Origin of the sequence: Pseudomonas sp. BP01 (assembly GCF_022760795.1) — a bacterium.
Lineage (GTDB): Bacteria > Pseudomonadota > Gammaproteobacteria > Pseudomonadales > Pseudomonadaceae > Aquipseudomonas > Aquipseudomonas putida_Q.
Genome location: NZ_JAFBKA010000015.1, coordinates 1 through 21,512, shown reverse-complemented (window position 1 = coordinate 21,512; position 21,512 = coordinate 1). Strand labels below are relative to the sequence as shown.

Annotated in this window: 19 protein-coding genes; 11 read left to right on the top strand and 8 right to left on the bottom strand. The window is 62.8% G+C overall.

Translation table 11 applies throughout. From position 1 onward, the window contains the following. The first annotated feature begins 24 nt into the window (after positions 1 to 24). Positions 25 to 1,269 (top strand): MFS transporter, encoded by a 1,245-nt coding sequence (locus tag JOY50_RS15025; protein ID WP_243055464.1) that lies wholly within the window; start codon positions 25 to 27, stop codon positions 1,267 to 1,269. A 132-nt stretch (positions 1,270 to 1,401) separates the two neighbouring features. Here the strand turns inward: JOY50_RS15025 and JOY50_RS15020 are convergent, their stop codons facing one another. Both JOY50_RS15020 and JOY50_RS15015 read right to left on the bottom strand, forming a co-directional pair. After that, positions 1,402 to 2,949, bottom strand: coding sequence for an AmpG family muropeptide MFS transporter (locus JOY50_RS15020; RefSeq protein WP_028614123.1), 1,548 nt, complete (start codon positions 2,947 to 2,949; stop codon positions 1,402 to 1,404). Positions 2,950 to 2,992: 43 nt separating this feature from the next. Then, positions 2,993 to 3,346 carry an MGMT family protein gene (locus tag JOY50_RS15015; RefSeq protein ID WP_132842369.1) on the bottom strand — a complete coding sequence of 118 codons (354 nt, stop codon included), beginning with the start codon at positions 3,344 to 3,346 and terminating at the stop codon, positions 2,993 to 2,995. 151 nt (positions 3,347 to 3,497) lie between these two features. Here JOY50_RS15015 and JOY50_RS15010 point away from each other — a divergent pair, with 151 nt between their 5' ends. The 5 genes from JOY50_RS15010 to groL all read left to right on the top strand — a co-directional run bounded on the left by JOY50_RS15010 (position 3,498) and on the right by groL (position 8,188). Then, on the top strand, positions 3,498 to 4,508 hold the full coding sequence (locus tag JOY50_RS15010; protein ID WP_019472984.1) for a DUF481 domain-containing protein: 1,011 nt from the start codon (positions 3,498 to 3,500) through the stop codon (positions 4,506 to 4,508). Between the two features lie 189 nt (positions 4,509 to 4,697). After that, positions 4,698 to 5,429, top strand: coding sequence for a HugZ family protein (locus JOY50_RS15005; protein WP_132842366.1), 732 nt, complete (start codon positions 4,698 to 4,700; stop codon positions 5,427 to 5,429). A gap of 67 nt (positions 5,430 to 5,496) precedes the next feature. Further along, complete coding sequence (locus JOY50_RS15000; protein WP_132842364.1) at positions 5,497 to 5,958, top strand: FxsA family protein; 462 nt, start codon at positions 5,497 to 5,499, stop codon at positions 5,956 to 5,958. Between the two features lie 244 nt (positions 5,959 to 6,202). Further along, positions 6,203 to 6,496 (top strand): co-chaperone GroES, encoded by a 294-nt coding sequence (locus JOY50_RS14995; RefSeq protein ID WP_016488938.1) that lies wholly within the window; start codon positions 6,203 to 6,205, stop codon positions 6,494 to 6,496. A 48-nt stretch (positions 6,497 to 6,544) separates the two neighbouring features. Beyond that, positions 6,545 to 8,188 carry a chaperonin GroEL gene (gene groL, locus JOY50_RS14990; RefSeq protein ID WP_019473890.1) on the top strand — a complete coding sequence of 548 codons (1,644 nt, stop codon included), beginning with the start codon at positions 6,545 to 6,547 and terminating at the stop codon, positions 8,186 to 8,188. 102 nt (positions 8,189 to 8,290) lie between these two features. Here groL and JOY50_RS14985 read toward each other — a convergent pair whose 3' ends face one another. Beyond that, the gene (locus JOY50_RS14985; protein WP_138737350.1) at positions 8,291 to 9,019 is read right to left on the bottom strand and encodes a phosphatase PAP2 family protein; all 729 of its coding nucleotides are present in this window, start codon (positions 9,017 to 9,019) and stop codon (positions 8,291 to 8,293) included. 183 nt (positions 9,020 to 9,202) lie between these two features. Between JOY50_RS14985 and colR the strand changes: the two genes are divergently transcribed. The 5 genes from colR (at position 9,203) to JOY50_RS14960 (ending at position 12,913) form a co-directional block, all read left to right on the top strand. Continuing rightward, a complete protein-coding gene (gene colR / locus JOY50_RS14980) occupies positions 9,203 to 9,886 on the top strand; it encodes a two-component system response regulator ColR (protein WP_003255215.1) in 684 nt (227 codons plus the stop codon). Further along, complete coding sequence (locus JOY50_RS14975) at positions 9,876 to 11,186, top strand: HAMP domain-containing sensor histidine kinase (RefSeq protein WP_019473782.1); 1,311 nt, start codon at positions 9,876 to 9,878, stop codon at positions 11,184 to 11,186. The genes colR and JOY50_RS14975 overlap by 11 nt, the downstream gene beginning before the upstream one ends. 108 nt (positions 11,187 to 11,294) lie before the next feature. Next, positions 11,295 to 11,975 carry a class I SAM-dependent methyltransferase gene (locus JOY50_RS14970; RefSeq protein ID WP_243055463.1) on the top strand — a complete coding sequence of 227 codons (681 nt, stop codon included), beginning with the start codon at positions 11,295 to 11,297 and terminating at the stop codon, positions 11,973 to 11,975. 6 nt (positions 11,976 to 11,981) lie between these two features. Then, positions 11,982 to 12,680 carry a lipopolysaccharide kinase InaA family protein gene (locus tag JOY50_RS14965; protein ID WP_019473784.1) on the top strand — a complete coding sequence of 233 codons (699 nt, stop codon included), beginning with the start codon at positions 11,982 to 11,984 and terminating at the stop codon, positions 12,678 to 12,680. Then, the gene (locus JOY50_RS14960; protein ID WP_019473785.1) at positions 12,680 to 12,913 is read left to right on the top strand and encodes a hypothetical protein; all 234 of its coding nucleotides are present in this window, start codon (positions 12,680 to 12,682) and stop codon (positions 12,911 to 12,913) included. Before JOY50_RS14965 ends, JOY50_RS14960 begins: the two co-directional genes overlap by 1 nt. A gap of 169 nt (positions 12,914 to 13,082) precedes the next feature. Here the strand turns inward: JOY50_RS14960 and JOY50_RS14955 are convergent, their stop codons facing one another. The 5 genes from JOY50_RS14955 to JOY50_RS14935 form a co-directional block, all read right to left on the bottom strand. Then, positions 13,083 to 16,127, bottom strand: coding sequence for a multidrug efflux RND transporter permease subunit (locus JOY50_RS14955; RefSeq protein WP_132842358.1), 3,045 nt, complete (start codon positions 16,125 to 16,127; stop codon positions 13,083 to 13,085). A gap of 12 nt (positions 16,128 to 16,139) precedes the next feature. Further along, positions 16,140 to 17,288 (bottom strand): efflux RND transporter periplasmic adaptor subunit, encoded by a 1,149-nt coding sequence (locus JOY50_RS14950; RefSeq protein WP_132842355.1) that lies wholly within the window; start codon positions 17,286 to 17,288, stop codon positions 16,140 to 16,142. Between the two features lie 236 nt (positions 17,289 to 17,524). Further along, a complete protein-coding gene (locus JOY50_RS14945; protein ID WP_132842353.1) occupies positions 17,525 to 18,622 on the bottom strand; it encodes a DUF1513 domain-containing protein in 1,098 nt (365 codons plus the stop codon). A gap of 2 nt (positions 18,623 to 18,624) precedes the next feature. Continuing rightward, positions 18,625 to 19,689, bottom strand: coding sequence for an imelysin family protein (locus JOY50_RS14940; RefSeq protein ID WP_019473877.1), 1,065 nt, complete (start codon positions 19,687 to 19,689; stop codon positions 18,625 to 18,627). Between the two features lie 20 nt (positions 19,690 to 19,709). Next, complete coding sequence (locus tag JOY50_RS14935) at positions 19,710 to 21,137, bottom strand: di-heme oxidoredictase family protein (protein ID WP_138737352.1); 1,428 nt, start codon at positions 21,135 to 21,137, stop codon at positions 19,710 to 19,712. Between the last annotated feature and the right edge of the window lie 375 nt (positions 21,138 to 21,512).

Here is a 21,512-nt window from a genome sequence, read left to right as displayed (position 1 = left end):
ACCTGTCACACCCGATATGCCATCATGAAACCACTGCTGTACATCACCCCCCTGCGCGCCTTGCTGTTCGGCCTGACCCTGGCCCTGTTCGAACTGCTCACCTACCTGGCCAGCGACGCCGTCATGCCGGCCATGCCGGTGGTGGTGGGCGACCTGAACGCCAGCCCCGAATACATCCCCCATGCCCTCAACCTGTATCTGTTGGGGGGCGTGGTACTGCAATGGTTGATCGGCCCGCTGGCCGATCGTTATGGCCGGCGCCCGCTGCTGTTGGTTGGCTGCGCGTTCTTCGGCCTTGCGTGCCTGGCCACCTTCTGGGTCCACGACATTGGCCTGTTCAACCTGCTGCGCCTGTTGCAGGGCATCGGCCTGGGCTTTGTCGTCACCGTCAGCTACCCGGCCCTGAACGAAGCCTTCAGCGAGGCTGACGCCGTGCGCATGATGGCCTTGCTGGCCAACATCGCCTTGCTGTCACCCCTGCTCGGGCCGTTGGTGGGCACCTTGTTGCTGCAGTGGCTGGACTGGCGCTGGCTGTTCGTGGCCTTTGCCATTGGCGCGGTGCTGGTGTGGGGACTGTTGTACCGCCTGATGCCGGAAACCCTCGGTGTGGAACGCCGTGACGGCTCGCGCCTGGCGTTTACGCCGATTCACCTGCTGCCACTGCTGGCGGGCTACGGTCAGTTGCTGGCCAACCGCCGTTTCGTTGCCGGCAGCGCTGCCTTGGGCCTGGTCGGTTTGCCGCTGATTGGCTGGATCGGCCTGTCGCCGGTGCTGCTCATCCACGATGAGGGGCTGAGCACCATGGCGTACGCCTTGTGGCAGCTGCCGGTGTTTGGCGGGCTGATCCTCGGTAACCTGATCATCAACCGCATCGCCGACCGCTACCCGCTCCCGGCCCTGGTGCGGGGCGCGCTGTGGCCATACCTGGCTGGCCTGTGCCTGATGGTGCTGGCGACCTGGTACTGGCCGAGTGTTACCAGTGTGGTGGCCGGCATGTCGCTGTACGCGTTGGGGCTGGGTGTGGCCAACGCGGTGCTGTACCGCATGACGTTGTTTTCCAGCGAGCAAAGCAAAGGCCTGGTCTCAGCCATGCTGGGGATGATCACCATTGCCTTGCTGGGGTTGGGCGGTGCGGTGCTGGCGATGATGGGCGCCGGGTCCAGCTTGCTGCACTTTGCCTTGGCGGCGGGTGTGGCGGGGGCATTGGCGTTGTGGCCGTTGTGGTTTGTGGTAGGTGGGCGGCCTGATGAGGGGGCTGTCGCGCAGTAATGTTTGATTGCCTGTGCTGGCCTCTTCGCGGGTAAACCCGCTCCCACAGGTACTGCACAGCGCTCAACGGCGGTGCCGTACCTGTGGAAGCGGGTTTACCCGCGAAGAGGCCGGTACAGGCGATAGGTTCTTTCAGGGCCGCTCGGCCGCTGAACTGTCCTCTGCCACCGGCGTACCCCGGCCGGCCTCCTGGCGCCACTGCAGGGCGATCAGGATCAGCGTAGGCACACCCAGCAATGCGGTGATCAGGAAGAAGTCGTGGTAGCCGAACTTCTCCACGATGACGCCTGAATACCCGCCGATCAGCCGTGGCAACAGCAGCATGATCGAGCTGAGCAGCGCGTACTGGGTCGCCGAAAACTTCAGGTTGGTCAGGCTCGACAGGTAGGCAACGAAGGCCGAGGTGGCCATGCCGGAGCTGAAGTTGTCCAGCGAGATGGTCACTACCAGCATTTCCAGGTTCGGCCCCATGTCGGCCAGCATCAGGAACAGGATGTTGGTGCCGGCCGAGGCTACACCGCCGATGAACAGGATCGGCATGATGCCGAAGCGCACGATCAGCAGGCCGCCGACCCCGGCGCCGACCAGGGTCATGATCAGGCCGAAGATCTTGCTGACACTGGCGATCTGGTCCTTGGTAAAGCCCATGTCGATATAGAACACATTGGCCATCACGCCCATCACGGTGTCCGACATGCGATACGTGGCGATCAGGCCAAGCAGCAGCAGGGCCTGCCAGCGGTAGCGGGTGATGAAGTCGTTGACCGGGGTCAGCACCGGGGCCAGGCCGCGACGCCCCAGGCTGGACAGGCACGCCCAGCTCAGCAGCACGTAGAGGATCAGGCGCAGGAAGGCGCGGTCTTCCAGCAGCAGGTCGAGCGGCGTGGCATCACCGGAAATGACGCTGGACCAGCCGGTATTGAACATCTGGGTAAAGCTGGCCGGTACCGACACCAGCAGGATGATCAGTACGAACACCGACGCCAGCTGGTGCACCAGCCCATAGCGCGCTGCCGACAACTGGGTACGCATGGGCACTGGCGGCTCGCGCATGACCAGCGTGGTAAACAGGGCGGGCAGCATCATCACCCCGAACATGACATAGGTGCCGGCCCAGGCCTTGTGCAAATAGCTGAAACCTGTGGAGCCGAACCACTCGGCGAAGAACAGTGCGCCCGCCGTGGCGAGCAATGCAGCCACCCGGTAACCGGCCATGTAGCTGGCAGCGAGTGCGGCCTGGCGTTGGTCGTCGGCGATTTCCAGGCGATAGGCGTCGACGGCGATATCCTGCGTGGCAGAGGCGAACGCCACCAGCACCGCCATGGCAATCAACCACGACAAGTGCTGTTGCGGGTCGCACAGGCTCATGCCTACCAGCCCGACCACCACCAGCGCTTGCGACAACAGCAACCATGAACGCCGGCGCCCCAGCCCGCCGAGTAGCGGCAGGCGCCATTGGTCGAGCAGCGGCGACCACACCCACTTGAAGGCGTAGGCCAGGCCGATCAGGCTGGCGTAACCAATGGTTTCGCGGGCAACGCCGGCTTCGCGCAACCACACGGACAGGGTCGAGAACACCAGCATGTAGGGCAGGCCAGCGGCGAAACCGAGCAGCAAAAGTACCAAGGTTGACGGGCTGGCATAGGCAGCAAGCGCAGCGCGCCAGGTTTTACGGGGCATGGGCCAACATCTGCCTCAAGTTTGCGAAAACAAAGCGCGCACTCTAACCGCTGTGCTCCATTGGGCGCCAGCCATGGCGCGTCATATCCACACGATTGTTGGTTACATTCACACCCTCCGCGCGTAATCGCGCCCGTTGCTCATCGCCTGACGGCGTACCCAATGCCAGGCTCAGCCGGCCACCTGCGCCGAGCACCCGGTGCCAGGGCAGGCGGGTGTCTGCTGGCAACTGCCCAAGTGTGCGTCCAACCCAGCGTGCCGCGCGGCCAAGCCCCGCCAGCTCGGCGAGTTGGCCGTAGCTCACCACCTTGCCGGGCGGCACTTGGCCGAGTACCGAATACAGCACCGTTCGTCGGCCCTCGGCGTTATCCAGGGCGTGCTCATAACCATCAGACATCACGCCCCCCTTGGGCTGCAGATGAAACTGGACCGGTGGTCGGGCAAATGAGCGTTGAACTCACCGGCAGGTGCTCGGTCTGTCCTTGCTCTGGCCGTCGGTATCTGGATAATGCCCGGCTTTTTTGTCAAACCGAACCCATAGCCCGCTTATGTATTCTAGATCCTTGTTGTGCCTGCTAGCTGCTTCCTTGTGCGCCTCTCCGGTGTTGGCCGACACCGTGTGGATGAAGAACGGCGACCGGCTCAGTGGCAAGATCAAAGTTTTCGACGGGGGCAAGCTGCTGCTGGAGACCCCCTATGGTGGGTCCATCGCGCTGGACTGGAAACAAGTCCAGACCTTGGAAAGCGATCAGGAAATGCTGGTCAAGCAAGACGCCTATAGCGGTGAAAAAGCTAAGTCGCTGAAAGCCGCCGAGCCTGGCAAGGTAACCTTGGCCAATGGCGAGGCGCCGAAAACTGTAGACCTGGCCAGCATCGAACAGATCATGAAGCCCAAACCGCTGGTCGAGGACTTCGTCTGGAAAGGCAACGTCGATGTGGCCCTGGACTACAAGCGTGCCGAGAACGACACCGACGATTACGACGTAGGCTTCAAGACCACCGCTCGCCATGGCCGCTGGCGGCACAATGCCGAAGGCGAATACAACCGCGAGACCAAGGACGACGTCACCACCACCGACAACTGGAGCGCAGAGTACGCGTTGGACCGCTTCATCACCGAGAAGTGGTTCTGGCAGGGGCGTGCAGAATACAAGCGTGACCGCATCGAAGACCTGGCCCGCCAACGCACCGTCGGTACCGGCCCGGGTTACCAGTTCTGGGACGATGAACTGGGGGCGTTCTCGCTGGGTTCGCTGATCAACCGCACCGACTTCGAGTACCAGGACGGCGGCAAGGACAACTTCTATTCCGCAGCGGTCAAGTGGGACTACACGCGCTACCTGATAGGCAAGAACGTGCAGCTGTTCACCAACGGCGAGTTCGCCAAGCCGCTGGGTGGGGTGGCCGACTACTCGCTGGATGCCGAGGTTGGCCTGCGCTACAAGGTCACCGAATGGGCCTCGCTCAACCTCAAGGCGGAGAAGGACATCATCACCGGCACGCGTGAAAGTGACCTGGACAAGACCCGCTATACCGCAGGGTTCGGCGTTACCTGGTAAACCGCCGGGGGCGCCTTGCGCCCCTATCGCCGGCAAGCCAGCTCCCACAGGTACCGCAAAGGCCTGGGCACTTCGCGGTCATTGTGAGAGCTGGCTTGCCGGCGATAGGGCTGCGCAGCAGCCCCATTGGCACTGGCAGTGATAATGCTTATCTTGTTCCCCATCCAGTCCGCCAGGAGCCGCCCTCAAGTGAGTACCAACGCCATCCGCCCAGCCCGGGAACTGCTGCTCAAGGAATACCGCGGCGTGCTCTCGACCCATTCCAAGTCGATGCCCGGCTACCCGTTCGGCTCGGTCGTGCCGTATTGCCTGGATGCCAACGGTAACCCGCTGATCCTCATCAGCCGCATCGCCCAGCACACCCACAACCTGCAGAAAGACCCCAAGTGCTCACTGCTGGTGGGTGAGCGCGAGGCCGAGGATGTGCAGGCCGTCGGGCGCCTGACGGTGATGGCCGAGGCGCATAAACTGGTCGACGAGGCCGCTGTCGAGGCGGCTGCCGAGCGCTACTACCGCTATTTCCCGGACGCCGCCAACTACCACAAGGCCCACGACTTCGACTTCTGGGTGCTGCAGCCAGTGCGTCACCGCTACATAGGCGGCTTTGGCGCGATCCACTGGCTCGACCAGGTGACCTTGGCCAACCCGTTCGCCGGCAAGGCCGAGGCGAGCATGGTCGAACACATGAACAGCGATCACGCCAACGCCATCGCCCACTATGTCGCGCTGACCGACCTGCCACAGCATGTGCCAGCTCGGATGGCCGGCGTGGACAGCGAGGGCATGCACCTGCGCATCGGCCAGGCGGTGCACTGGTTGCCTTTTCCCAGTATTTGCAACACGCCGACACAAGTCCGCGAAGCCCTTGTTTTGCTGGCGCGCGCTGACCAGTGGCCGACTGCGACGCAGGTCGAGGGTTGAAAAACCGAGCATCCGCATCCATTTGTAGGTCTTACAGGAAGGTTGTCTTCCAACGAGGATTGCTTTGATGCGTGCTTTTCTACTGCTGTTTCTGCTGTTTCCCGTGCTGGAGCTGTTCGTCTTCGTGAAGGTCAGCGCGGCGATCGGGTTCTTCCCGGCGCTGCTGCTGATCATCGCCGGCTCCGCCCTGGGCGTGCTGGTGATGCGGGTGGCCGGGCTGGCCACCGCATTGCGTGCCCGTGAGAGCCTGCAGCGCGGTGAACTGCCCGCCGAGGATATGTTCCAGGGCATGATGCTGGCCGTTGGTGGCGGTCTGCTGCTGCTGCCAGGCTTCATCAGCGACGTGCTGGGCCTGCTGTGCCTGTTGCCGTTCACCCGTCGCCTGGCTGCGCGCAAGATGCGCGAGCGTGCCGAGGCCCAGGCCATGCGCCAGCGTGCGTTCCAGGACGACCCGTTCCAGGCGCAGCCGCGTGATGGTGGCCATCGCCCGAACGTGATCGAAGGCGAGTACGAGCGCCGCGACAAGTAGAACGCACCGGGGCCGCAAAAGCGGCCCCGGTCTTTTTCGACCTGATGAAAAATTTTGTATATCTAGCCTTGTAATTGAATATGGCGGCCTCATGTATGTGGTCACCGCAAGGTTTCTGGTGGCAACGCCAGACATTACACAAGTGGTTCGCCCATCGCGGGCCACTTCCCGGCAACGCCGGACAGCATCAACCCGCCGGTGTCGATACCGGCCGATGAAAACCACAATTTGGGAGAGATCGACAATGAAGCTTCGTCCTCTGCATGACCGCGTAGTCATCCGTCGCAGCGAAGAAGAATCGAAAACCGCTGGCGGTATCGTCCTGCCGGGTTCGGCCGCTGAAAAACCAAACCGCGGCGAAGTTGTTGCCGTCGGCACCGGTCGCATCCTGGACAACGGCGAAGTTCGCGCGCTGGCCGTGAAAGTGGGTGACAAAGTGGTATTCGGCCCTTACTCGGGCAGCAACACCGTGAAAGTCGATGGCGAAGACCTGCTGGTCATGGCCGAGAACGAAATCCTCGCCGTTGTCGAAGGCTGATTTCCCCGACTTCCCGTTACTCCAAAGAATTCCAAGGATTAAACGATCATGGCTGCTAAAGACGTAAAGTTTGGCGATTCCGCTCGTAAGAAAATGCTGGTTGGTGTCAACGTACTGGCTGACGCGGTAAAAGCGACCCTGGGCCCGAAAGGCCGTAACGTGGTGCTGGCGAAGAGCTTCGGCGCGCCAACCATCACCAAGGACGGCGTTTCCGTCGCCAAAGAAATCGAGCTGAAAGACGCCTTCGAAAACATGGGCGCCCAGCTGGTCAAGGAAGTTGCTTCCAAGGCCAACGACGCTGCCGGTGACGGCACCACCACCGCTACCGTCCTGGCTCAGGCCATCGTCAACGAAGGCCTGAAAGCCGTCGCTGCCGGCATGAACCCGATGGACCTGAAGCGCGGCATCGACAAGGCTACCTCGGCCGTTGTCGCCGAGCTGAAGAACCTGTCCAAGCCATGCGCCGACTCCAAGGCCATCGCCCAGGTAGGCACCATCTCCGCCAACTCTGACGACTCCATCGGCAACATCATTGCCGAAGCCATGGAGAAAGTCGGTAAAGAAGGCGTGATCACCGTTGAAGAAGGCTCGGGCCTGGATAACGAACTGTCTGTAGTAGAAGGCATGCAGTTCGACCGTGGCTACCTGTCGCCGTACTTCGTCAACAAGCCGGACACCATGGTTGCCGAGCTGGAAGGCCCGCTGCTGCTGCTGGTCGACAAGAAAATCTCCAACATCCGTGAGCTGCTGCCAGTTCTGGAAGCCGTTGCCAAGGCCGGCCGCCCACTGCTGATCGTTGCCGAAGACGTTGAAGGTGAAGCGCTGGCTACCCTGGTAGTCAACAACATGCGCGGCATCGTCAAGGTTGCAGCGGTCAAGGCCCCAGGCTTCGGCGACCGTCGCAAGGCCATGCTGCAGGACATCGCAGTCCTGACCGGCGGCCAGGTCATCTCCGAAGAAATCGGTCTGTCCCTGGAAACCGCTACCCTGGAGCACCTGGGTAACGCCAAGCGCGTCATCCTGTCCAAGGAAAACACCACCATCATCGACGGCGCTGGCGTTGAAGATGACATCCAGGCACGCGTCAAGCAGATCCGTGCCCAGATCGAAGAGACTTCCTCGGACTACGACCGTGAGAAGCTGCAAGAGCGTCTGGCCAAGCTGGCTGGCGGTGTTGCCGTGATCAAGGTCGGTGCCGGCACCGAAGTTGAAATGAAAGAAAAGAAAGCCCGCGTTGAAGACGCCCTGCACGCTACCCGTGCAGCCGTTGAAGAAGGCGTGGTGCCTGGCGGTGGTGTTGCCCTGGTTCGCGCCCTGAACGCGATCGTTGACCTGAAAGGCGACAACGAAGACCAGAACGTCGGTATCGCCCTGCTGCGTCGCGCTGTTGAAGCGCCGCTGCGCCAGATCACTGCCAACGCCGGCGACGAGCCAAGCGTTGTCGCTGACAAGGTCAAGCAAGGTTCGGGCAACTACGGCTACAACGCTGCTACCGGCGAATACGGCGACATGATCGAGATGGGTATCCTGGACCCAGCCAAGGTCACCCGTTCGGCCCTGCAAGCTGCTGCTTCGATCGGCGGTCTGATGATCACCACCGAAGCCATGATTGCTGACGCTCCGAGCGAAGCCCCAGCTGGCGGCGGCATGCCAGACATGGGCGGCATGGGTGGCATGGGCGGCATGATGTAAGCCAGCCTTACCCCTGCACCATCAAAAAGCCCCGGTTCGCGAGAACCGGGGCTTTTTTGTGTGCGCTGTGGGGGCCAGTGGGGCCGCAAAGCGGCCCCTCTTTCAGGCGACGCCGCGTTCAGCGACTGGCACCTCAGCCTGCCCTCGGCGATACAGAACCAGGTAATACGACCCCAACCCGATCAACCAGCAGAACACGGCCGTCCACACGTTGTGCGACAAAAAGTGCGCCCCCTGCATCATCCGCCCCACACCCAGCACCGATCCGGCTACCAGCGCCAATGCGAAGGCCACACGGGCCAACCGCGGCTTGCGATCACGCAGCATGAAGAACAGGCCAAACAGGCAGAACCCGGTCGCTGCATGCCCACCCGGCCAGCACAGCCCTGGCTTGTCGGTGGCCGGCCGTGGCTCCAGCAACTTGCTGTAGGTTTCCGTGCCGCCAAACTGGGTCAGGCTCCACGGGCATTGCACCTGGGTCACCTTTTTCAACGGCGTGACAAACGCCGTGGACAGGCCCAGTGCCAGCACCAGGCAGCCCAGCTCGCGGCGCCAGCCGAACAGGCGCTGCCAGAAAAAACTGGCGGCAAACGTCAGCAGCGACAACACGCCCAGCAAGATCACCCCTTGCTTGACCCGGTCGTGCAGGATGTTTTCCAGCAGATAACTGTGGCGGCCAATGAACTGCCCGGCAGCGGGGTCGAAGAACAGGTTGGCCACATCCATGTCGACCGAAGTCAGCTCCAGCAGGATCAAGGCCAGCGCAGTCGCCAAGGGTATTCCCAGGTACAGCCAGTAGTTGATCGGGCGGGGACGGGTTCGTTGCTGCATGGCGGCTCCAGGACACGAAAAAGATCGGGCATTGTCAGCCGCCCGCTATCCTGTGTCCGTGAAGGATCAGTGAAAAAACCGTCAAGTGAGGTGAATTTTTCTGGGGGCTGGCACCCTGCCGGCGTAGGCCTTAAGCTGCGCCTGCCGCGCACCACAGCGAGAAGCGCCGCACAGGAGAAACCGATGCGCATCCTTTTGGTTGAAGACAACCGCGATATCCTGGCCAACCTGGCCGATTACCTGGGCATGAAGGGCTATACCGTTGACTGCGCCCAGGACGGCCTGTCCGGCCTGCACCTGGCTGCCACCGAGCACTACGACCTGATCGTGCTGGACATCATGCTGCCCGGCATCGATGGCTACACCCTGTGCAAGCGCCTGCGTGAAGACGCCCGCCGCGATACGCCAGTCATCATGCTTACCGCCCGCGACCAGCTGGACGACCGCCTGCAAGGCTTCCGCTCCGGGGCCGACGACTACCTGCTCAAGCCGTTCGCCTTGTCGGAGCTGGCGGCGCGCATCGAAGCGGTGCTGCGCCGTGCCCAGGGCGGTGGGCGCCGTACCCTGCAAGTAGCTGATCTGAGCTACGACCTCGACACCCTCGAGGTTACCCGTCAGGGGCGCTTGCTCAAGCTCAATCCGGTCGGCCTCAAGCTGTTGGCTGTGCTGATGCAGAAAAGCCCGCACGTCCTGCGCCGCGAGGTGCTGGAGGAGGCTTTGTGGGGCGACGACTGCCCTGACAGCGACAGCCTGCGCAGCCATGTGCACCAACTGCGCCAGGTGATCGACAAACCGTTTGAAAAACCGTTGCTGCATACCGTCCATGGCGTCGGCTATCGCCTCGCCGAGGGCCGCGATGGAGTTTAAGCAAAGCCTTGCCCAGCGCATCATCATCGCTTTTGCCTTGATGAGCGCGCTGGTGGCCGGAGCGTTCGCCTTCGGCATCGTTGCCACTGTGCACCTGGTCGAAGAGCGGCTGATTTCCTCGGTATTGGGCGGTGACCTGCAGCGCCTGCTGCGCATGGACAGCGTCGGTGACTGGAGCCACCGGCCACGCCCCGATCAGCTGTTCTACTTCAGCGGCGGGCGTGACGACTTCGAGCTGCCCAAAGACCTGCGCCACCTCGACCGTGGCTTCCATGAGGTGTTTCGCGACCAGCTGTCGTACCACGCCATGGTCGAGATCGTCGATGGCCGCCGTTATGTGCTGCTGCAGGACCAGAGCGACTTCGAAGAACGCGAGCGCGTGCTGTTCGCGGTGGTGGTGGTGGGCTTCGTCCTCAGCCTGGTGTTGGCCGTCATCCTCGGCTGGCTGGTGGCGCGTCGGGTGATGGCACCGGTGATTCGCCTGGCCCGCCAGGTGCGCCACCGTGACCAGCTGCTGGGCCTTGCCCCGCCGCTGGCACCGGACTATGCCGCTGACGAAGTCGGCCAGCTGGCAGTGGCCTTCGACGACACCCTGGGCCGCCTGCGCGACGCGCTGACCCGCGAGCGGCTGTTCACCAGTGACGTCAGCCACGAGTTGCGTACGCCATTGATGGTGTTGGCAACGTCCTGCGAGCTGTTGATGGAGAACCCCAACCTCGACGCCCGCGCGCGTAGCCAGGTGGAGCGCGTGGCGCGGGCCACGGAAGAAATGCGCGAACTGGTCAAGACATTCCTGATGCTGGCGCGGGCACAGCGTGACGAGGGGGCGGTGGCTTCGCAGGCTACCCTTCGCGAAGTGGCCGACGAACTGATCGGCGTGTGGCGCGACACCATCGAGCAGAAAGGCCTTACCCTGTACTTCGATGGCCGCGTCAGCGCCAGCCCGGTGCTGTACAACGCCACTTTCCTGCAGTCGGTGATGGGCAACCTGCTGCGCAATGCTGCGCACTACACCGACAGCGGCTATATCCGCCTGAGCCTGGAAGCCAACGGCTTCAGTGTGGAGGACAGCGGTGTGGGCATCCCCGAAGAGCAGCGCGAGGCCATGTTCAAGCCGTTTGTACGTGGGGATGAGCGGCGCGGCGAGGGCCTGGGGCTGGGGCTTTCGCTGGTGCAGCGAATCTGTGACGACCAGGGCTGGCGCGTTACCCTGACATCCACCTTGCCGCATGGTTGCCGCTTCCAGGTAGACCTGAGCAATACCACGGGCAAAGGCGACCTGGAAGCCATTGCCGAGTAATGGTTTGTAACAGGTCAAAGGGTGCGCAACATTTTTTTCACATTGGCATGACCTGATTCCAACGCTTGCTTACCTAAGGTGAGCGGCACTGGAGTCAGGAGATGCCCAATGCGTAGCCCCATCAAGCTTGAATTTTCCGAGAAGTACGACAAAGACCATGCGCGTGAGTACTTTCTCAAGCACCAGGACGGCCTGGCGCGACGTCTTTCCCACAAGCGAGATGAGCAGCTGGCGCGTCGCGCCTTGGCATTGGCCGGTGAGCCTGGCCTGGTGTTGGACCTGCCGTGCGGGGCGGGCCGCTTCTGGCCGCTGTTGGCAGAAAAGCCCAACCGGGTAATCATCGGCGCCGACAACTCCGAAGCGATGATTGAGACAGCGTGCGCCGCGCAACCGCCAGAAGTGGTGGCGCGGGTACGTCCTTTGCAAACATCTGCGTTTGCCATTGACCTGCCGGATAACGCGGTGGACAGCATTTTCTGTATGCGCCTGTTCCACCACATTGGCGAATCCGCCCATAGAAAGAACATTCTTTCGGAATTTCAACGAGTTAGCCGTGATAGTGTGATCCTGTCACTCTGGGTGGATGGCAATTTCAAGGCCTGGCGCCGGAAAAAGCTGGAACAACGCCGCAGTGCCGAGGCCGAGCAGGACAATTACCAGAACCGTTTTGTGTTACCGGCCGAAACGGTCGAAGAAGAATTCAGGGCTGCCGGCTTCAGAATCCAGGAACGCCTCGACTTCCTGCCGTTCTATGCCATGTGGCGGGTCTACGTATTGCGTAAGGGGTAGTGTTTGATGGCTGTAGCCCAGAAAGGCGAGTCGAGGTTCGATTTTTACTGGCGCCAGCAAGGCGAGTGGGTAGAGGAGCCTAACCAACGCCGCGGTGGCGAGAGTGGCGTGCAACGCCTCAACGATGCCAGCGGCAAACTGTTGTATGCCAAGCGCCAGGTCGGGCATATCTACCGCAGCGTGCTGCACCCTTTCGGCCGACCGACCGTATTGCGTGAACTCGATGCGTTGAACAGCTTCGAGCAACTGGGCGTGCGCGTACCCCGCATCGTCTTCTGTGGTGCCGAACGCGATGCCGACCACCAGTGGCGTGCGCTGCTGGTAAGCGAAGCGCTTGACGGGTTTGTCGAACTGGACACCTGGCATGCCGAAGGTGCCCGCGAGCGTTACCCGCAGGTGGTGCATGAGCGCATGCTCAAGGACCTGGCGGATAACCTGGCGCGCATGCACCTGGGGCACTGGCAGCACGGCTGCCTGTATGGCAAGCACGTATTCATCAAGGTGATTGGCGAGGGCGACCAGGCCCGCGTCGAAGTGGCGCTGCTGGACCTTGAGAAGTGCCGGCGGCGTATCAGTTGTCAGCGTGCGGCAGGTAACGACCTGCGCCAACTGCGCCGCCATTCGTCGCTCAATGACGCGGAGTGGCAGTCGTTGCTCTACTTTTACCAGATGGCGTTTGGCAGCGCTGTCAAAGGGTTAGCGTAATGAAACTAGAAATAGCTCGAGCTTTGTTCCTGATAGCTGGCCTGGCGGTGACCACCGTTGCGGTCGCTGCCTGGGAAGAGCCGAGGCCTACCGTGTTCAGCAAGGCGGAGATGGCCGACCAGTGCGCGTTGCCGCGGGAAGCGAAACCGCAGCAGCAGGCACACGTTGCGCCGGACCAGGACCTTTTGCTGTTCCTGTTTGGCCTGCGTCAGGGGTTGCGGCCATTTGGTTGAACCCGGTGTGAGCTAGAAACGCCAGAGGCCCCGCAATCCCGGGGCCTCTGGCTTTTTTGTGTCTGCCTCACCGGCCTCTTCGCGGGCTTGCCCGCTCCCACAGGTACTGCACCCATGTCGGGCCTGGTGCCCTACCTGTGGGCGCGGGCAAGCCCGCGAAGGGGCCGGATCAGGCTATGGCAGGTTCCTTGGCTTTCGTCTTGTGCGCCAACAAGGTGTAGATACAAGGCAGCACAAACAAGGTAAACAGCGTGCCAATCGACATCCCCGTGGCAATCACCGTGCCGATGTCAAAGCGGCTGACGGCCCCCGCCCCGGTCGCCAGAATCAGCGGCACCATGCCGAACACCATCGCCGCCGTTGTCATCAGCACCGGCCGCAGGCGAATGGCTGCCGCTTCCTCGATCGCATCGCGCACACTCAGCCCGCGTTCCTCACGCAACTGGTTGGCGAACTCGACGATGAGGATGCCGTGCTTGCTGATCAGCCCGATCAGGGTCACCAGCCCGACCTGGGTGTAGATGTTCATGCTCGATATGCCCAGGAACAGCGGCAGGAGCGCGCCGCAGATCGACAACGGTACCGTCACCAGGATTACCAGTGGGTCGCGGAAGCTTTCGAATTGCGCTGCCAGCACCAGGAAGATGATCGCCAGTGCCAGGCCGAAGGTAACCCACAGCGCGCTGCCTTCCTGCACGTACTGGCGGGCCACGCCGGCGTAGTCGAAGGCGAAGCCTTCCGGGGCCTCTTCGCGGGCGATGTCCTGCACCGTCTTCAGCGCTTCACCCAGGCTGACCATGGGCACGCCCTGGATGATCGCCGAGTTCAGCTGCTGGAACTGGTTGAGCTGGCGCGGGCGGGCGCGGTCGGTGAGGGTGATCAGGGTCGACAGCGGCAGAAGTTGGCCCTGCTCGTTCTTCACGTAGTAGTTGTTCAGCCAGCCGGGGTTGTCGCGGTACGGCCGCTCGACTTGGGCAATCACCTTGTAGCTGCGTCCTTCCAGTGTGAACCGGTTGATTTCCGCCTCGCCAAGCAAGGTGGCCAGCGTGCCGCCCAAAGTGTCCATGGACACCCCCATCTGGGCCGCCTTGGCCCGGTCGATATCGACCACCACTTCGGGCTTGTCGAAGGCCAGGTCGATATCGAGGAAGGCGAACTTGCCAGAGGCCTGGGCGCGCGTCTTTATGCGCTGAGCCACCTCCAGCAGTGCCGGGTAGTCGCCAGCGGTATTGATCACGAACTGGAACGGCAGGCCCTCGCCAGTGCCGGGCAACGACGGCAGGTTGAAGCCGAAGATCTGCAGGCCGCCGATTTCCTCAAGTTTGGCCTGCACCAGTGGCAGCAGCTCCATCTGTGTGCGCTCGCGCTCGTTCCAAGGCTTGAGCAAAAAGCCACCAATGCCGGTCTGCACACCATTGAAACCATTGATCTGGAACGACGAGTAGTACTCGGGGAAGGCCTTGAACAGTGGCGTGAACTGGTCGGTGTAGGCGTTGAGGTAATCGAGGTTGGCCGGCTGCGGCGAGCTGCTCATCATGAAGATCACCCCTTGGTCCTCGTTGGGCGCCAGTTCGTTCTGGGTGAACTTGAGCAGCACCGGGATCAGGCACAGCACGATCACGGCAAACACCAGGACCACCGGCCGGCTGTCGAGGGTGGCGTGCAGCAGGCGCTGGTAGCGCACCTTCAGGCGTTCGAACAGCAGGTCGAGGCGGTGGGCCAGGCCGCTGGGGTTCTGCTCCTGACGCAGCAGCAGGGCGCACATCATGGGTGAAAGGGTGAGGGCGACGATGCCGGAAATGATCACCGCCCCGGCCAGGGTCAGGGCGAACTCCTTGAACAAGGCCCCTGTCAGCCCGGTGAGGAAGCCGATCGGCGCGTAGACGGCGGCCAGGGTGATGGTCATCGACACCACCGGCATGGCGATTTCGCGGGCGCCTTCAAGGGCCGCATCGAACGGCGACTTGCCTTCCTCCATGTGCCGGTGGATGTTCTCCACCACGACAATGGCATCGTCCACCACCAGGCCGATGGCCAGCACCATGGCCAGCAAGGTCAGCAGGTTGAGCGAGTAGCCCATCATCTGCATGAAGAACAACACGCCGATCATCGACAGGGGAATGGTCACCACCGGGATCAGCACCGAGCGCAGGGCGCCGAGGAACAGAAACACCACCACGATGACGATCAGCACCGCTTCACCAAGGGTCTTGATCACTTCGTCGATGGAGGCCTGGATGAACAGCGTGGCGTCGTAGGCGATCGACACCTTGAGCGCCGAGGGCAGCTGGCTTTCCAGCTCGGGCATGATGCGCCGCACTTCCTTGATCACTTCCAGCGGGTTGGCGGCCGGCGTGGCCTTGATGCCGATATACACCGACGGGGTGCCGTCGAACGAGCTGACCGTGTCGTAGTTTTCTGCGCCCATCACGACCCGCGCCACATCGCCCAGCAGCACGCGGCTGTCACCGCTGGTCTTGACCGGCAAGGCAGCGAATGCCTCGGCCGATTTCAGCTCGGTACTGGCGTTGATACTGGTCACCACGTACTCGCCCTTCACCTCACCGGCAGCAGAGAGGAAGTTGTAGCGGCGCACCGCATTGGTCACGTCAGTGGCCGACAGGCCGAAGCCGGCCAGCTTCACCGGGTCGATCCAGATACGCATGGCAAACACCTGGTTGCCGAGAATCTCCGCCTCGGCCATGCCTGGCAACGTGGCCAGCTTGGGCTGGATGACCCGTGACAGGTAGTCGGTAATCTGCGGGTTGCTCATTTCCGTGCTGTAGAAGCTGACGTACATCAGCGCCGAGGCATCGGCGGCCTCCTTGCTCAGCACCGGGTCTTCGGAGTCCTGAGGGAGTTTGTTGCGCACTTCGTTGGCCTTGGCCAGCAGCTCGGTGAACAGCCGGTCGCTGTCGGCGCCGATGCGCGCGTAGATGGAGATGATCGAGAAGTTCTGCCGACTCACCGAGGTCATGTAGTCGATGCCTTCGGCGCTGGCCAGGCTTTGTTGCAGCGGCTGGGTGATGTAGCCCTGGATGGTCTCGGCGTTGGCCCCGGGGTAGGCGGTGGTCACCGTGATCAGGGCGTTTTCCATTTGTGGGTACTGGCGGATCTGCAGCTTGTTCCAGGCCTGGAAGCCCAGCAGCAGGATCAGCAGGCTGACTACGCTGGCCAGTACCGGGCGACGGATGAACGGATCGGTAAACGCCATGCCAGCCTCCTGTCAGTCCTTGCCCGGCGCGCCCTGTTCGGGCTTAAGGGCTTTGTCCTGGCCGATGCGGATCGCGGCGCCCGGGGTGAGCTTCAGTTGCCCGGCGGTGACCACCTGTTCGCCGGCTTGCAGGCCCTTGCTGACCACCACCACGCCGTCGCGGCGCTCGCCGGTTTGTACCGTGCGTTGCTCGGCGACCAGCTGGGGTTGGCCCTTGTCGTCGGTTTCGGGCTTGCCGTCCTTGTCCTTCTTCGGCGTGGCGACATACACCGAGTTGCCATACAGGGTGTAGGTAATGGCGCTTTCCGGCACCACCACTTGTGGTTGAGGGTTGGGCAGCAGGATCAGCAAGTTGGCGAACATGCCTGGCAGCAGCTTGCCGTCGGGGTTGGCCAGGGTGGCACGCACCAGCAGGTTGCGCGTGGTTTCTTCGACCTTGGGGTTGATGGCGCTGAGGCTGGCGGGGAAGGTCTGGCCCGGATAGGCGGCCACCTGCAACAGCACCTGCTGGCCCAGGCTCAACCTGGGGAGGGCCTGTTCCGGGACGTTGAAGTCTACGTACAGGCTGGATGTGTCCTGCAGGGTGGCGATCATCGTGCCGGCGGCGAGGTACTGGCCGATGTCTACCTGACGGATGCCAATGGTACCGCTGAACGGGGCATTGATACTCTTCTTGATCTTCTGCGCCTTGAGCTGCTCGACCACTGCCTGGTTGCGGCGGTATTGGGAGCTAAGGCGATCAAACTCGCCGCGGGAGATGGCGGAGTCGCCGACCAGTTGGCTGCCACGGCCAAAATCGACCTTGGCCAGGCCCAGGTCGGCCTGGGCGGTGCCGAGCAGGGCAGTTTCCTGCTCGTCGTTGAGTTGCAGCAGCAGTTGCCCGGCCTTGACCTGCTGGCCCGAGTCGAAGTGCAAGGATTTGACGATACCTTCCACCTCCAGGCTCAGCTCCACGCCCTGCAGTGCCTTGAGGCTGCCGACGGCGGGCAGGCGCTCCTGCCACTGGCGCTGTTCGGCCAAGGCTGCCGCTACGGTGATGGGCGGCTTGGGGGCAGTGAACATCTGGATCTGCTGGTAGATCGAGAAAGCCTTGTAGCCCCCCAGGGCCACCACGATCAGCAGAACCACGGCCAACATGATCAGCATGCGGCGGCGTAGCATAGGTCCGGTTCCTTGGATACGGTTGTTATTCGCTTGGACACGACAACGGGCGATCCTGCCCACGTGTGGATGGGGGAAGTATTGACTGTTTTTTGATTGAAGGGGAGTGAATTGTCTGCACCGGCCCTATCGCCGGCGAGCCAGCTGCCACAGGTACACCACAGGTCCTGAAACCTGCGGTGTACCTGTGGCAGCTGGCTTTGCCGGCGATAGGGCCGGTGAAGGCAGCGGATGAATCAGACGAGATGCAGGTGGTTGTCCCAGAAGCCGGATGGCAGGTTCATCGGTTGGCCGACCAGTTCGGCCTTGCGGCAATCGTAGAACCGGCAACGGCCCTGCCCGGAGGTGACGACAAAGCCGTCTTTCACCGCGCCAACCCCCGCGCAATCAGGCATGGGCGCGTCCAGCCGCACCGCGCCGCTGTCCAGGTCCCAGACAAACAGGCGGTTGGCCCGTGGCGCGGTCAGTGCCACCAGCCGCAGTTCGCTGTGGATGGCAACGCTTGCGGTGTACTGGGCCATGGCCTGCAGCTGCCGCTCTGGCACCGGGAAGGCCTTGAACGGCTCGCCCGGGCGTTTGATCGCCAACAGCTCGGCAGTTTCGTCGGCATCGCCCATGAACTGCTGGCAGGCGGCAATGGTGCCATCGCTGCCCACCGCCAGGTGGCGCACGCTGTTCATCTGCTGGGCCAAGGTTTCCTTGCTCAGCAGGGTGCCGTCGCGCTGCATCAACACCAGGCTCGGTTGCATGGCGTTGAGGTTCATCTCCACGCGGCTTTCGGCTTCGGTACGGATACCGCCATTGGCCACGATCAGCGTTTCACCATCGGGCAGCCAGGCGACCTCGTGCGGGCCGATGCCGTGAGTCGGGATCTCGCCGGTGTGCACCAGGCGCTCGCCCTCGAAACGGTATACGCCAAGCACGCCGCGCCCCGGGTCGGTGGTGTCGTTCTCGGTGGCATACAGCCACTCGCCGCCTTTGTGCACCACGGCGTGGCCGTAGAAGTGCCGGTTCGGCTGCGAGACCACCGTTTGCAGCAGGCGCCCGTCGCGCAAGTCGACCAGGTAGCTTTCGGTACCAGGGCGGCGGGCGACGAACAGGGCGATCGGCTGCTCGGGGTGGTGGATGATGGCATGGCAACGCTGGGCGACCTGGGTGCTGAACACCTGGGTGCCGTCCAGGCGGAAACCGACGGCATAGTGCTTGCCGTCGCCGTCGTCACGCGCCGAGAGCAGCAAGGGTTCGCTGCCTTTGTTGCGGAACAGGCTCCAGCCGCCCAAGGTGAGGGCGCTGAGCAATACGCTACCGAGTTTGAGTGCCTGGCGTCGCAGCATGATCAGTCACCGTCGTTGGCATTGAAGCCCAGCTGGATGTTCAACGCCTTGGCCAGCTCGCCTTCGTGCAGGCGGTGGACGACGTTGAGGCTGTCGTAGATCTGGTTGAGGGTTTGCTGGCCAGCGTCGTCGGCCAGCAGCTCACCGAGGGTTTTCTGGTTGTCGGCCAGCAGTTTGAGCGAGGTAGCGTAGGCGGCGTCGATCTTGTCCGCCAGCGCTTTCTGATCGCTGGGCAACAGGCCACGCAGGCCCTGGTTGTCGACCCCGACCCAGACTGTTTCGGCGGCCTTGAGGCTGGCCTGCAGGCTGTTCATCGAGTTGTGGCTGCGCCAGGCCTCGGCTTGCAGAGGCTGCGCGATGCCCTTGCTCTGGCGGCCCATCGGTGCGCCTAGCTTCTTCTTCAGGGTGTCCAGGGCGGTAACCTGGGCGCGCAGGAGATCGGCGATGGCCTCGTGAGAATCGGCGTAGCGCTGGTTGGGGAACTTGGTCATCTGCGAGAGCATGCCGTCGGTGCTGTTCCAGCCTTTGAGTATCTCTTCGGCCAGGGCCTTCTGGTGTTCACCGATGGCCACCAGCAGCGGGCAGTAGCGGGCTTTCTGCTCGGCCGTGGCGATGTCCGGCTTGCTGTCGAACAGGATGTACTCGTAGGCCGACAGGCCACGAACCACCACGCTGGACTTGCCCAGGGTCGTGGCATCGACCGGCTTGTCGCCATTGACCAGCTGTTCGACCTGGCGGCCGACCAGGTTCTTCTTGTCGGGCCAGAACTGTACCTGCCAGGCGCGGTTGCCTTCGGCCAGCGGGCCGACCAGCAGCGGCTGCAGCTCGGCCCAGGCCTTTTGTGCGTTGAGGAAGTCGGCGCGGGCCTTGTCCAGGTCTTCCTTGCCTTCGCAGTAGGCCAGGGCGCTGGCGGCCAGCGTGCGATCGGCTTCGACCCAGCGGCTGTAGGTGGGCAGGATGACCTGCTTGGCGATGGCTGCGGAGGTCACTGCTTGCGGATCCTGCGGCGAGCAGGCACCCAGGGCGAGTGCGGCGAGGCTGGTGAACAGCAGTTTGGGTCGGAACATGCCCGGCTCCTTTGTACGTTTTAAAGTGAGTTCAGGAACGCCAACAACGCAGTACGTTGCTCGGCATCGAAAGTGAGGACGAAGTTGCGTGCCGCCTCGGCTTCGCCACCATGCCAGAGCACGGCTTCAAGCAGGTTGCGGGCGCGGCCGTCGTGCAGGAACTGGCTGTGGCCGCTGACCGTTTCGCTCAGGCCAACGCCCCACAGTGGCGGGGTACGCCAGTCCTGGCCGTTGGCGGCGAATTCGGTGCGCTCGTCGGCCAGGCCGGGGCCCATGTCATGCAGCAGCATGTCGCTGTAGGGGCGGATGACCTGATTGGCCAGCTCCGGCTCGGCGGCATCGGCAGCGGTGGTGAACTGCGGTGTGTGGCAACCCTGGCAGCCAGCCTGGTAGAACAGGTTCTTGCCCGCCAGCACCTGCGGCGCGCCCACATCGCGGCGGGCCGGTACGGCCAGGTTGCGGGTGTAGAAGGTCACCAGGCGCAGGATATTGTCACTGACTTCCTTCTCGCCATCGGCGCCGTCGCCGTTGGGGGCGGCCAGGCAGTCGGCCTGGGCCGGGGTGCAATCGTCGTTGGGCAGCAGGGTACTGGTCAGGCCCATGTCGCCAGCGAAGGCGTGGACGTTCTGCTGGTTGACATTGGGTTGCCCGGCCTTCCAGCCGAAGCGACCGATCACAGTCTTGCCCTGGGCATCGTCCCACACCCGGTTGGCCCGCCCGCGGATGCCGTCGCGGTTGCGGTCGTCCGGGTCTTCGTTGGCCAGCAAGTCGGCTTCGGGGATGGCTTCGAGCAGGCCCAGGCCGATCATCGGGGGAGCTACCCGCGCCGAAAAACGGGTGTCGGGGTGCATGACGCCGTAGCCGAGCTGGGTGATCTGCAGGGCAGGTTTGCGCAGTTCGACCTGGTGGCCGTCCTTGAACGACACGGTTTGCTGGGTGTAGCTCACCCGCACCTTGCCTTCTGGCGTCACGCCAGGGATGGCCATGTCCTGCAGTTGGGTGCCGTACACCGGCTCTGGCACCACACCGAGGCGCTCGATCACCTTGGCCAGGTAGGGCTGGTCGGGGATCGACAGGCGTACCAGCATGCCCACCGCGTTGCTGTCACCCGGCGCTGGCGGGTGGCCACGGCCATCGCGCACATGGCAGTTTTGGCAGGCGTTGGTGTTGAACAGCGGGCCCAGGCCATCACGTGCGGTGGTGGTGGAGGGGGCGATCACCCAGGGGTTGCGGAAGAAGCTGTTGCCCACGGCGAAGTCCAGGCGCCGCTCGGGCGACAGGTTGGCCGAGGGCAGGGAATAGGCGTTGCGGTCGCTGCGCTGCACGGTCGCCTTGCCAGCCGACAACGCTTCGCCGGGTTCGGCCTGGGTGAAACGCGGAGCGTCGTCACAGGCGGCGAGGGCAAGGGTCAGCAGCAAAGGAGAGAGTCGGAACAGCGACGAGGACATCAAGGATCCTGGGCGTGAGCGAAAAACCGGCGTGCAAGCTTAGCAAAGTGGGGGTGTTTGAATAAGAGCAATTTGCAATTGCTGGATGAAATCGGTGTCAGTTGGCCAGTGTTTGTGATGGCCTGGTCGGGCCCTATCGCCGGCAAGCCAGCTCCCACAGGTACATCACCAGCCTCAAAACCTGTGGAGTACCTGTGGGAGCTGGCTTGCCGGCGATAGGGCCAGAAGCAAAAAAGGCGACCCGAAGGCTAATGCCAGTCAGTTAAGACTGAGACATTGACCTTTATCCCTAAGGCCGCAAAATCCGATGCTTGGAAACGAGCATCGGATTTTTTTATGCGCCTGTCACAAGCCCTGTCCCTCACTCACGAAATG

What these genes read in the sequence shown, in the direction of transcription:
- JOY50_RS15025 (WP_243055464.1), top strand. Translation starts at nt 25, where the DNA reads ATGAAACCACTGCTGTACATCACCCCCCTGCGCGCCTTGCTGTTCGGC.
- JOY50_RS15020 (WP_028614123.1), bottom strand. Translation starts at nt 2,949, where the DNA reads ATGCCCCGTAAAACCTGGCGCGCTGCGCTTGCTGCCTATGCCAGCCCG.
- JOY50_RS15015 (WP_132842369.1), bottom strand. Translation starts at nt 3,346, where the DNA reads ATGTCTGATGGTTATGAGCACGCCCTGGATAACGCCGAGGGCCGACGA.
- JOY50_RS15010 (WP_019472984.1), top strand. Translation starts at nt 3,498, where the DNA reads ATGTATTCTAGATCCTTGTTGTGCCTGCTAGCTGCTTCCTTGTGCGCC.
- JOY50_RS15000 (WP_132842364.1), top strand. Translation starts at nt 5,497, where the DNA reads ATGCGTGCTTTTCTACTGCTGTTTCTGCTGTTTCCCGTGCTGGAGCTG.
- JOY50_RS14995 (WP_016488938.1), top strand. Translation starts at nt 6,203, where the DNA reads ATGAAGCTTCGTCCTCTGCATGACCGCGTAGTCATCCGTCGCAGCGAA.
- groL (WP_019473890.1), top strand. Translation starts at nt 6,545, where the DNA reads ATGGCTGCTAAAGACGTAAAGTTTGGCGATTCCGCTCGTAAGAAAATG.
- JOY50_RS14985 (WP_138737350.1), bottom strand. Translation starts at nt 9,019, where the DNA reads ATGCAGCAACGAACCCGTCCCCGCCCGATCAACTACTGGCTGTACCTG.
- colR (WP_003255215.1), top strand. Translation starts at nt 9,203, where the DNA reads ATGCGCATCCTTTTGGTTGAAGACAACCGCGATATCCTGGCCAACCTG.
- JOY50_RS14975 (WP_019473782.1), top strand. Translation starts at nt 9,876, where the DNA reads ATGGAGTTTAAGCAAAGCCTTGCCCAGCGCATCATCATCGCTTTTGCC.
- JOY50_RS14970 (WP_243055463.1), top strand. Translation starts at nt 11,295, where the DNA reads ATGCGTAGCCCCATCAAGCTTGAATTTTCCGAGAAGTACGACAAAGAC.
- JOY50_RS14965 (WP_019473784.1), top strand. Translation starts at nt 11,982, where the DNA reads ATGGCTGTAGCCCAGAAAGGCGAGTCGAGGTTCGATTTTTACTGGCGC.
- JOY50_RS14960 (WP_019473785.1), top strand. Translation starts at nt 12,680, where the DNA reads ATGAAACTAGAAATAGCTCGAGCTTTGTTCCTGATAGCTGGCCTGGCG.
- JOY50_RS14955 (WP_132842358.1), bottom strand. Translation starts at nt 16,127, where the DNA reads ATGGCGTTTACCGATCCGTTCATCCGTCGCCCGGTACTGGCCAGCGTA.
- JOY50_RS14950 (WP_132842355.1), bottom strand. Translation starts at nt 17,288, where the DNA reads ATGCTACGCCGCCGCATGCTGATCATGTTGGCCGTGGTTCTGCTGATC.
- JOY50_RS14945 (WP_132842353.1), bottom strand. Translation starts at nt 18,622, where the DNA reads ATGCTGCGACGCCAGGCACTCAAACTCGGTAGCGTATTGCTCAGCGCC.
- JOY50_RS14940 (WP_019473877.1), bottom strand. Translation starts at nt 19,689, where the DNA reads ATGTTCCGACCCAAACTGCTGTTCACCAGCCTCGCCGCACTCGCCCTG.
- JOY50_RS14935 (WP_138737352.1), bottom strand. Translation starts at nt 21,137, where the DNA reads ATGTCCTCGTCGCTGTTCCGACTCTCTCCTTTGCTGCTGACCCTTGCC.